This window comes from Phenylobacterium sp., assembly GCF_041920015.1.
Lineage (GTDB): Bacteria > Pseudomonadota > Alphaproteobacteria > Caulobacterales > Caulobacteraceae > Phenylobacterium.
Genome location: NZ_JAYRST010000103.1, coordinates 1 through 9,596, shown reverse-complemented (window position 1 = coordinate 9,596; position 9,596 = coordinate 1). Strand labels below are relative to the sequence as shown.

The 9,596-nt window shown below is 68.5% G+C and carries 11 protein-coding genes; 5 read left to right on the top strand and 6 right to left on the bottom strand.

The features are described from left to right. Nucleotides 1–8: 8 nt before the first annotated feature. The 5 genes from ACE3TL_RS15545 to ACE3TL_RS15525 all read right to left on the bottom strand — a co-directional run bounded on the left by ACE3TL_RS15545 (nt 9) and on the right by ACE3TL_RS15525 (nt 5,581). Nucleotides 9–941 (bottom strand): alpha/beta hydrolase, encoded by a 933-nt coding sequence (locus ACE3TL_RS15545; RefSeq protein ID WP_374579578.1) that lies wholly within the window; start codon nt 939–941, stop codon nt 9–11. Nucleotides 942–960: 19 nt separating this feature from the next. Beyond that, a complete protein-coding gene (locus tag ACE3TL_RS15540) occupies nt 961–2,520 on the bottom strand; it encodes a long-chain-fatty-acid--CoA ligase (RefSeq protein ID WP_374579577.1) in 1,560 nt (519 codons plus the stop codon). A gap of 107 nt (nt 2,521–2,627) precedes the next feature. Next, nucleotides 2,628–4,067: an aldehyde dehydrogenase family protein gene (locus ACE3TL_RS15535; RefSeq protein ID WP_374579576.1), complete on the bottom strand. Its 1,440-nt coding sequence runs from the start codon at nt 4,065–4,067 to the stop codon at nt 2,628–2,630. Between the two features lie 191 nt (nt 4,068–4,258). After that, nucleotides 4,259–5,191 carry an SMP-30/gluconolactonase/LRE family protein gene (locus ACE3TL_RS15530; RefSeq protein ID WP_374579575.1) on the bottom strand — a complete coding sequence of 311 codons (933 nt, stop codon included), beginning with the start codon at nt 5,189–5,191 and terminating at the stop codon, nt 4,259–4,261. A gap of 81 nt (nt 5,192–5,272) precedes the next feature. Beyond that, entirely contained in the window at nt 5,273–5,581 is a 309-nt protein-coding gene (locus ACE3TL_RS15525) for a hypothetical protein (RefSeq protein WP_374533550.1), read from the bottom strand. Nucleotides 5,582–5,806: 225 nt separating this feature from the next. On the opposite strand from ACE3TL_RS15525, the gene ACE3TL_RS15520 reads away from it, so the two are divergent. The 3 genes from ACE3TL_RS15520 (at nt 5,807) to ACE3TL_RS15510 (ending at nt 7,636) form a co-directional block, all read left to right on the top strand. Next, a complete protein-coding gene (locus ACE3TL_RS15520; RefSeq protein WP_374579574.1) occupies nt 5,807–6,541 on the top strand; it encodes an SDR family oxidoreductase in 735 nt (244 codons plus the stop codon). A gap of 96 nt (nt 6,542–6,637) precedes the next feature. Continuing rightward, nucleotides 6,638–6,985 (top strand): dihydroneopterin aldolase, encoded by a 348-nt coding sequence (gene folB / locus ACE3TL_RS15515; protein WP_374579573.1) that lies wholly within the window; start codon nt 6,638–6,640, stop codon nt 6,983–6,985. A 252-nt stretch (nt 6,986–7,237) separates the two neighbouring features. Further along, the gene (locus ACE3TL_RS15510; protein ID WP_374579572.1) at nt 7,238–7,636 is read left to right on the top strand and encodes a DUF4870 family protein; all 399 of its coding nucleotides are present in this window, start codon (nt 7,238–7,240) and stop codon (nt 7,634–7,636) included. A gap of 62 nt (nt 7,637–7,698) precedes the next feature. Here ACE3TL_RS15510 and ACE3TL_RS15505 read toward each other — a convergent pair whose 3' ends face one another. Further along, the gene (locus tag ACE3TL_RS15505) at nt 7,699–8,586 is read right to left on the bottom strand and encodes a branched-chain amino acid aminotransferase (protein ID WP_374579571.1); all 888 of its coding nucleotides are present in this window, start codon (nt 8,584–8,586) and stop codon (nt 7,699–7,701) included. An 81-nt stretch (nt 8,587–8,667) separates the two neighbouring features. On the opposite strand from ACE3TL_RS15505, the gene ACE3TL_RS15500 reads away from it, so the two are divergent. Both ACE3TL_RS15500 and ACE3TL_RS15495 read left to right on the top strand, forming a co-directional pair. Continuing rightward, nucleotides 8,668–9,147 (top strand): MarR family winged helix-turn-helix transcriptional regulator, encoded by a 480-nt coding sequence (locus ACE3TL_RS15500; RefSeq protein WP_374579570.1) that lies wholly within the window; start codon nt 8,668–8,670, stop codon nt 9,145–9,147. Next, nucleotides 9,144–9,596 (top strand): response regulator transcription factor (locus ACE3TL_RS15495; RefSeq protein ID WP_374579569.1); only part of this gene is annotated, 453 nt, incomplete at its 3' end. The genes ACE3TL_RS15500 and ACE3TL_RS15495, both read left to right, overlap by 4 nt.

Sequence of the window (9,596 nt, the reverse complement as noted above, 5' to 3'; positions counted from 1 at the left end):
TTAGAGGCCTACCCCATCGCCGCCTTCAGCGCCGCGGCGGTTTCCTTCACCGCCTCGTGCACGGCCGGCGACACGTCGGGCATGACGTAGAAGTCGTGCACCAGGCCCGCATACTCCACGTGGGCCGCCATATTGCCCGCCGCGGTCAGCCGCGCGGCGTAGTCGCGGCCCTCGTCCTTCAGCGGGTCGAACCCGGCCGTGACCACCAGGGCCGGCGGCAGGCCTCCGGTCAGCTTGACCTTGCCCAGGAACGCCCGCCCCGCCTGCGGATGGCCGGCGGCGGCCAGCGACTTGTCGAACCAGGCGAGCGCCGCCTTGGTCAGGATCGGCCCGTCCAGCGCCTGGCGCGAGGCGGTCTCCGTCTCCGGCCAGATGCCCGGATAGAGCAGCAGTTGGAAGGCGATCTTCCGCGCTGGATCGTCCTTCAGGTCGATGGCTACTGACGCCGCCAGATTGCCGCCGGCCGAGTCGCCGCCGACCGCGATCCGCGCCGGGTCGATCCCCAGCTCCGCCGCATGGTCGAAGGCCCATTTCGTCGCCGCCAGGGCGTCGTCGTGCCCGGCCGGGAACGGATGTTCCGGCGCCAGCCGATAGTCGATCGCCAGAACCCGCACCCCGGCCAGTGAGGCCAGCCGCCGGCAGTGGCCGTCATGGGTCTCCAGGTCGCCGATGGTGAAGCCGCCGCCGTGGAAATAGACCAGGCCGCCGCTCGGGGTCTTCGCGCCGCCCGGCGTATAGAGCCGCGCGGGGATCGGCCCGGCCGCGCCGCCGACCTCCAGGTCCTTGGCGGTCACGTCCTGCGGCGGGTTCTGATCGCTCGCCTTGCGCTGCATCTGATAGCCCATGCGGATCATGGCCGGCGGCACGGCGTCCAGCGGCGGCGCATTGGCCGCCTGTTCGGCGGCCGCCTCGATCATCGCCTTGAAATGCGGGTCCAGCATTCTCTCTCCCTTGGCCTTGTTATCCGACATTGCGCTCGCGCCCCTCCCAGAATGGCGCGCGCAGTTCGCGGCGCAGCACCTTCCCGGACGGATTGCGCGGCAGCGCCTCCACGAAGTCCACCGACTTCGGAACCTTGTACCCGGCGATCAGGGTGCGGCAGTGGGCGATGATCGCTTCAGGCCCCGCATCCGTATCGGGCCTGCGCACGATGAACGCCTTGACCGCCTCGCCCCATTTGTCGTCCGGCACCCCGATCACCGCGGCGTCGGCCACGTCCGGGTGCGAGAAGAGCGCATTCTCGACCTCGGCCGGATAGATGTTCTCGCCGCCCGACACGATCATGTCCTTCACGCGGTCGTGGATGAACAGAAAGCCATCGTCGTCGAAATAGCCGGCGTCGCCGCTGCGGAACCAGCCCTCGGCGTCGATCGCCTGGGCGGTGGCCTCGGGCCGGTTCCAATAACCTTTCATCACCCCCGCCGAGCGGATTTCGATCTCCCCGACCTCGAACGGGGCCGCATCGCGGCCCTCGGCCCGAACCCGCACCTCGAAGCCCAGCGAAGGCGCCCCGCACGAGCGTAGCTTGCCGCGCCCCGGCTCGTGCGCTTCCGGCGGCAGGTTGGTCGCGCCGCCGATGGTCTCGGTCAGTCCGTAGAGCTGGGTGAACCTCGCGCCGAAGGTGTCTTGCGCGCGCCGCAGCACCTCCTCGGAAATCGGCGAGGCGCCGTAATAGATGTGTCCCAGGCTCGACAGGTCGGTGGTCGCCACCTCCGGCCGTTGGAGCAGGATGTTGATCAGGGCCGGCACCAGGAAGGCATGCTCGATGCGGTGCTCTTCGACGACCTTGAGGATCACGCCGGGATCGGGCTCGCGCAGCACGACGGCCTTGGCGCCCTGATAGAGCGCCAGCAGGCCGGTGTTCGCCCCCGCCACATGGAACAGCGGCATGGCCACCAGCACCGCCACGCCAGGCGGATAATGCGCCCACTGCCGGCATGCGGACTCGAACAGCGCCGCATAGTTGTCTTCCGTCAGTTGCACGCCCTTGGGCAGGCCTGTGGTGCCCGAGGTGTAGAGCTGGATCACGTCGTCCTGGCCCTCGGAGGCAAGCTGGGGGTCGACAGCCTCGCATCCGCCGATCCAGTCGAAGAAACCCGGCCACCGCGCATGGCCCGCCTCGACCTGCACCACGGTCTTCACGCCGGGCGTATCGGGCAGCACCTTTTCCACGGTCGGCGCGAAATCCGCGCCGGTGACCACCAGCCGGCAGCCGGCGTCGTTCAGGATGAAGGCGATCTCGGGCGGTGCCAGGCGCCAGTTCACCGGCGTAAGGCAGGCCCGCGCCTTCAGGCAGCCGAGCCAGAGGATGAAGAAGGCGTCAGAGCCCTTGGCCAGCACCCCGACCCGCTCGCCGGGCGCCACGCCCGCGGCGATCAGCGCCTGGGCGCATTGCGAGGCCAGGCGGTCGAGTTCGCCATAGGTGATCGCCCGCCCCTCGAACCACAGCGCCGTCTCGCCCGCGCGCACAGCCGCATGGTGGCGCGGCACGTCGGCCACGCACGTGATGTCTGTGGACATCGCTCCTCCCTCGCCTCTCTTCTTTTCGGAGAGGATGAGGCCTAAGAAAGCGGGCCGGCAAGACCCTCGTCCTGCCGGCCCGCAAAGGCTTCAGCTTTTTTCCGAGCCTACTCGGCCGCTTCCTTCGGCGCGTAGCCGAGGACGGCCTTGGTTTCGAGGAACTCGTGGAAGGCGAAATCGCCCCACTCGCGCCCGTTGCCGCTCATCTTGTAGCCGCCGAACGGCGCCATCAGGTCGCCGCCGCCGCCGTTGATCGACACCTGGCCGGCACGCAGCTTGGACGCCACTTCCCGGGCCTTGGCCAGGTCCGCGCCGTTCACATAGGCGGCCAGGCCGTACTCGGTGTCGTTGCCGATCGCGATGGCCTGGTCGAGGCTGTCATAGCCGAGGATCGACAGCACCGGGCCGAAGATCTCTTCCTTGGCGATGGTCATTTCGTTGGTGACGTTCGCAAAGACGGTCGGCTTGACGTAGTAGCCGGTCTCCAGGCCTTCCGGCTTGCCGACGCCGCCGGCCACCAGGGTCGCGCCCTCGTCGATGCCGGCCTGGATCAGCTTCTGGATCTTGTTGAACTGCACTTCGGAAACCACCGGGCCGAGCTGGCTGTTGCCGTTCGGATCGCCGACCGTGACCTGAGCGGCCGCTTCCTTGGCCGCGGCGATCGCCTCGTCCATGCGCTTGGCCGGGACCAACATCCGGGTCGGGGCGTTGCAGGACTGGCCGGAGTTGGTCATCACCGTGCGCACGCCGGCGATGACGCTGTTGCTCAGCACATCGTCGTCCAGCACGATGTTCGGGCTCTTGCCGCCCAGTTCCTGGGCCACGCGCTTGACGGTCGGGGCGGCGTTCTTGGCCACCTCGATGCCCGCGCGGGTCGAGCCGGTGAACGAGATCAGGTCCACGTCCGGGTGGCTCGACAGCGGCACGCCCACGCCCACGCCGTCGCCATGCACCAGGTTGAACACCCCGGCCGGCACGCCCGCCGCATGCATGATCTCAGCGAAGATATGGCCCGAGAAGGGCGCCACTTCCGACGGCTTCAGCACCATGGTGCAGCCGGTCGCGATGGCCGGAGCCACCTTGCAGACGATCTGGTTCAGCGGCCAGTTCCAGGGGGTGATGAAGCCGCAGACGCCGATCGGCTCCTTGACGATCAGGGTCGGGCCGCGGTCCTCGCTGAACTTGAAGGTCTTCAGCACCTCGGCGGCGGTGGCCAGGTGGCCCATGCCGATCGGCACCTGCGCGCGCTGGGCCAGGCTGGCCGGGGCGCCCATTTCCTCGGTGACCGCGGTGGCCAGGTCGCCGAAGCGCTTCTGGTACTCGGCCAGGATGCGGTTCAGGACGTCCAGGCGCTCCTCGCGGCTGGTCTGCGACCAGGTGGCGAACGCCTTCTTGGCGGCCTTCACGGCCTTGTCCACGTCGGCCGCGCCGCCGAGGGAGATCTTGCCCGCGGCCTTCTCGGTCGCCGGGTTGATGACGTCCAGCGTCTTGGGCTCGACGGGGTCGACCCACTGACCGTCGATATAGAACTTGAGATACTCGCGCATGACGTCCTCCCGGAGGCGTTCGTTGGATTTTTAACGCCGCCAGGACTCCCGACGGCTTCAAACAGGCATTTTAGTGATCAGCGATAACTGGGGAAGCCCCCAGCGCCGCTCAAGCCGCGGAAACCCTGGATTTCAACGGCCCGGCGACGTTATTTACACTATAAATTTATAGCGACAACTCCTCGCGCCGATCAGCTCTGGTGGATATGGGGTTGGCCCGCCACGGGGCTACGGCCCTTCAGCACGTAATTTGCGCGGATCGAGCCAATATAGAGGTCTTTCAGGTCCGCCCCGCCCCAGGTGACGTTGGTCGGGTGATTCACCACCTCGCCGGACGGGTCGTGGATCACCGTCGTCACCTCCAGCTCCGGCGTGATGGCCACCACCTTGTTCGCCGCCGGCAGGCAGACCCAGAGATTGCCCTCGGCGTCCAGGCCGATCCCGTCGGTATAGCCCAGTTCGCCAGGGTCGATCGCCGCCGCCCCGGCGCTCTGCAGCTTGCCCAGCACCGGGCCGTAGCGCCCGCCGGCGCCCAGCGTCCCGCCTTCGTGGATCGGAAAGCGCATGACGTCGGCCCCGCTGGTCTGGGCGCAGAACAGGTATCGCTCGTCCGCCGACAGGGCCATGCCGTTCGGGAACTTCAGCCCCTCGGCCACCACCGCGCTCGATCCGTCCGGCCGCAGCACGAAGATGAAGCCGTCCGTGCGCCCGTCCAGCGCCTGCGGCCAGGTCTCGGCGTGGGTGGAGTTGGCGCACCAGATGTTCCCGGCGCTGTCGATCACCGGATAGTTGGCGCTGGTCAGCCGCCGCCCCTCGACCTGCGCCAGCAAGGTCTCGTGCGCGCCGCTGGCCGGGTCGAACCGCTGCAACGGCCCGTCCTCGCGGTCGTAGATGCCGAAATTGGCGATCAGGATGCGCCCCTGGCGATCCATGTTGATCCCGTTGGGCGCCCCGCCGCGCGGCCCCATCCGCTTGAAGGAGCCGTCCGGCAGGATCTCGGCCACCGTGCACTGGTGGTCGGAGGCGAACACCCGGCCGTCCGGCCCCACCACCACATCCTCGGGACGATCTATTCCAACGGCGACCTTGGTCAGGTCGCCGGGCGCGATGGGCGACAGCGGCATGGCGTTTCCTCGAAGGCGGGCTTTTTTCGTTGGCCGCGACCATGGCCCGCCGGAACGCCGGTTTTCAAGAGCCAGGCGCGCCTACACCCCCGTGGTGGGGCCGATGCCCTGGCCGTCCTCGGGGAAGCTCGTCCACTTCTCACGCTTCTCGCGCGCCTCGCGCTGGGCCTGGAAGGCGTTGGCGCGGGCCAGCAGGGCCTTGGCCTCCTGGCCCAGCCGCGCGAAGTCCGATTCCGGCGGCGCGGTCAGCACCGTCGGATGGAACAGCTCGATGTCGTGAAGCAGCTTGCCGAACTCTTCGTCCTCCGCCGTTCCGTCGGCCGGCGGATGCTCCAGAAGGTCCGCCACCCGCTGAAGGGCGGCCTCGAAGGACTCCTGGTCTTTGATCATGGTGTTGCTCCTGCCGTCGGGCGAAGCCCCAGGGCGACGCCCCGACAAAGCAAAGCCTGAAAGCCGCTCGGGTTCCCTTCGCGCTTGCGAAGCCCCCGCGGCCGCTCTAAAGCCGGACCGGTAACGCCGGAGCTTTCCATGATCGCGATCCTGACCATTCTCGCCTTCCTCGTTGTGATCGGCGCGCTGAACGTCTTCGAGTTCGGCCGGCTCGACTAAGCGGCCTTGGCTGCGACCACGCGAGGCGCGGCGCTCGTCACCGGCGGTTCGCGTCGCATCGGCCGGGTTCTGACCCTGGCCGCCGCGGAGGCCGGCTACGACGTCGCCATCCACGTCCGCCAGGTCGATGACGACGCCCAGGCCGCAGCCGCCGACATCCGCGCCCGCGGGCGCAAGGCCTCCATCCACGCCTGCGACCTGCGCGACGAGGGCGCCACCGCGCCCCTGGTCGGCGACGTCGAGAGCGAGCTCGGCCCCGTCACCCTGCTGGTCAACTGCGCCTCGGTGTTCGAGGACGATTCCTTCGGCTCCATGAATCGCGCCTCGTGGGACGCGCATCTGGAGACCAACCTGCGCGCGCCCCTGATCCTGGCCCAGGCCTTCGCCCGGCGCCTGCCCGCCGACCGCATGGGCCTGATCGTCAACATCCTCGACCAGCGGGTCTTCGCCCCCACCCCGCATTTCTTCAGCTATTCGCTCTCCAAGAGCGCGCTCTGGGCCGCCACCCGGATGCTGGCCCAGGACCTGGCCCCCCGCATCCGCGTCAACGGCGTCGGCCCGGGCCCGACCCTGCCCTCGATCCACCAGCAGGGCGACGATTTCGACCATGAGGTCTCCACCACCCTGCTCAAGCAGGCGGTCGATCCGGCCGAGATCGGCCATGCGCTGCGCTACCTCATTGACGCAAGGTCGGTGACGGGCCAGATGATCGCCGTCGATGCGGGCCAGCATCTGGCCTGACCCCGCATCCGCCCGAACGGAGCGCCCTTGGTTCTTCCATCCTTGCAGGACGGCTCGCCCGAGCCGCCTCCACCCGCCTCCCAATGCCGCGTGGTCATGACCAAGATCTTCGTCACCGGCCTGAAGGTCGAGGCGCAGATCGGCGTCCACGCCCACGAGAAGGGCAAGGCCCAGCCGCTGGTCGTCGATGTCGAGCTCGACGCCCCGATCGCCGGCGCCAGGCGGCTGGCCGACACCGTTAATTACGAGAGCGTCGGCGAGGCGGCCCGCGCCATCGCCGCCGAGGGCCATATCCTGCTGGTCGAGGACTTCGCCGAGCGCCTGGCCCGCGCCTGCCTGGCCGACCTCCGCGTCACCCGCGCCCGCGTCCGGGTCGAAAAGCCCCAGGCCCTCGCCCCCCACGCCGCCGCCGCCGGCGTCGAGATCACGCTCGTCCGCGGCTAAAGCCAGATGTCACCCCGGTTTGCGAAGCAAGACCGGGGCCCCATGAACACAGCACTATCCAGGAACGGCGCGCCCACCGCCACACGCTCGTTGGCTAGGTATTCATAGGCCCGGACAAGCGCGCATCGCGCTTTCCGGGAAGACACGGGGATAAGCGATCGGCGCACCCCTCCCCTTCATGAACGCGAATTAAACTGGCAATTGCGCGCAGCAGGGCCACATTTCGTTCAGGTATTCTCTTGGGAGATTGAATTGAGCGAAACCACCCCTTCCGTCGTGACGAGCGAAGACCGCACGCTGCCGGCCATAGTCTACGGCCTCTACCTGCTGGGGCTCGTCAACGGCCTGACCATCCTGGTCGGTCTGGTGATCGCGCATATCAACCGCGACACGGCCGGTCCGGTCATGCGCAGCCACTACACCTTCCTGATCCGCACCTTCTGGATCGGCCTGGCCGTGTTCCTGGGCCTCGGCGTCCTGATCGGGATCAGCGCAGTCCTCTCGGTGGTGCTGATCGGCATCCCGTTCCTGATGCTCTTCCTGTTCCTGTGGGGCGCGGTCGGGGTGTGGTTCGCCATCCGCTGCGTCGTCGGCCTGATCTACCTGTCCCAGGGCGAGGCCTATCCCCGTCCGCAGACCTGGCTGATCTAGCAACGAAAACGCCGCCCGGAGCGATCCGGGCGGCGTATCTGCGTTCGACGGTCTTGGCCGGCTCAGGCCGGCGTCAATTGCCGGCGCACCATGCGGGCGTAGTCGTCCGCCAGCCCCAGCGACAGCGCGCCCGGGGTGAAGCTGTACTCGCCGATCTGGCCGACCGGCGTCACCTCGGCGGCCGTGCCGACCACGAAGCATTCGGTGAAGCCCGCCAGTTCCTCCGGCTTGATGTGGCGCTCGACCACCTCGATCCCCTTGGATCCGGCCAGGGCGATCACCGACTGGCGGGTGATGCCGTTCAGGAAGCAGTCGGGGATCGGAGTGTGCAGCGCCCCGTCCTTGACGAAGAACACGTTCGAGCCGGTGCTCTCGGCCACATAGCCGCGATAGTCGAGCATCATGGCGTCGGTGTAGCCGTCCTTCTCCGCGGCGTGCTTGGAGATGGTGCAGATCATGTAGAGCCCGGTGGCCTTGGCGTGCACCGGCTCGGTCTCCGGCGAAGGGCGCTTGTACTTGGCCCAGCACATGCGGATGCCCTTGGCCCGCTCTTCCGGGCTGAAATAGCTCGGCCAGTCCCAGACCGCGATCGCCACGTGGATCTTGGTGTTCTGGGCCGACACCCCGATCATCTCCGATCCGCGCCAGGCGATCGGGCGGACATAGGCGTCGGTCAGGCCGTTCTTCGCGCACGTGTCCTTGCAGGCCTGGTCGATCTCGGCCACCGTAAACGGAATCTTGAAGTCTAGGATCTCGGCCGACTTGAACAGACGCTCGGTATGCTCGGTCAGCTTGTAGATCTCCCCCCCGTACATCCGCTCGCCCTCGAACACCGCCGAGGCGTAGTGGAGGCCGTGGGTCAGTACGTGCACTTTCGCCTCGCGCCAGGGCACGAACTGGCCGTCCAGCCAGATCCATCCGTCGCGGTCGTCGAAGGGCGCTAGGGACATGAGGGAAAGTCCTCCTTTCAATCAGGGCCCCTTACAGCCCCCCGCAAGCCCTGCGTCAAACGAAATGGGTCGCCGATCGTCATGAGCACAGCCGATCCCCGGCTCATCCTGCGCGAGGACGAACTCGACGCGGGCCTTGAGCTGCTCCTGCTGGCCGAGGCCGCGGTCTGGGAGGCGGTCGACGCCGGCCTCGCCGCCGAACCGGGCCTGGGCCTCGGCCGCTCGCACTGGCGTGCAGCCTTCTTGCTCAAGCGCCGGCCGGGCATCGGCGTCCAGGAGCTGGCCCACCTCACCAGCCTTTCCAAACAGGCCGCCAGCAAGGTCCTGGCCGACCTCGAAACCCGCGGTCTCGCCGCCAAGACGCCCGGCGATCTCGACAGCCGCCGGCGGGCGGCCACCCTCACCGAAACGGGCCTGGCCTTCGAAGGCGCCATATCCGAACGCTTGCGCGCCCTCGTCGCCCGGTCCTATCGGGTGGGCGGTCTGGACGGCGTCGCCGGCGCCAGGCGCATCCTGTCGGCGCTGGCCGGCGGACGGACCAGGAGCGGGGGCGCCCAATGAGCGCGGTGGACAGCACGGACCGTCACCTCCTGGTGGTCGACGACGACGACCGCATCCGCGACCTGCTCAAGCAGTACCTCTCGCGCCACGGCTTCCGCGTCACCGTCGCGCCGGGCGGGGCGGCGGCCCGCAGCCTGCTCGACACCCTCGACTTCGACCTGGCCGTCTTCGACGTGATGATGCCGGGCGAGGACGGCTTTTCCCTCACTCGCTGGCTGCGCGAGAAGAAGGGCGCGCCCGGCCGCACGCCGGTCCTGATGCTCACCGCCCGCGGCCTGGCCGAAGACCGCATCGAAGGCTTGAAGCTCGGCGCCGACGACTACCTGGCCAAGCCCTTCGAGCCGGAGGAGTTGCTGCTGCGCATCGAGGCGATCCTGCGCCGCGCCGACGCGCGCCCGGCCGCCGCCGGCGGCGGGACCCTCTCCCTCGGCCTCTGCCGCTTCGACCTC

Excerpts from the sequence above, each read along its gene's own strand:
- ACE3TL_RS15525 (WP_374533550.1), bottom strand. The coding sequence starts at position 5,581 with ATGATCAAAGACCAGGAGTCCTTCGAGGCCGCCCTTCAGCGGGTGGCG.
- folB (WP_374579573.1), top strand. The coding sequence starts at position 6,638 with ATGACCAAGATCTTCGTCACCGGCCTGAAGGTCGAGGCGCAGATCGGC.
- ACE3TL_RS15545 (WP_374579578.1), bottom strand. The coding sequence starts at position 941 with ATGCTGGACCCGCATTTCAAGGCGATGATCGAGGCGGCCGCCGAACAG.
- ACE3TL_RS15530 (WP_374579575.1), bottom strand. The coding sequence starts at position 5,191 with ATGCCGCTGTCGCCCATCGCGCCCGGCGACCTGACCAAGGTCGCCGTT.
- ACE3TL_RS15540 (WP_374579577.1), bottom strand. The coding sequence starts at position 2,520 with ATGTCCACAGACATCACGTGCGTGGCCGACGTGCCGCGCCACCATGCG.
- ACE3TL_RS15505 (WP_374579571.1), bottom strand. The coding sequence starts at position 8,586 with ATGTCCCTAGCGCCCTTCGACGACCGCGACGGATGGATCTGGCTGGAC.
- ACE3TL_RS15500 (WP_374579570.1), top strand. The coding sequence starts at position 8,668 with ATGAGCACAGCCGATCCCCGGCTCATCCTGCGCGAGGACGAACTCGAC.
- ACE3TL_RS15535 (WP_374579576.1), bottom strand. The coding sequence starts at position 4,067 with ATGCGCGAGTATCTCAAGTTCTATATCGACGGTCAGTGGGTCGACCCC.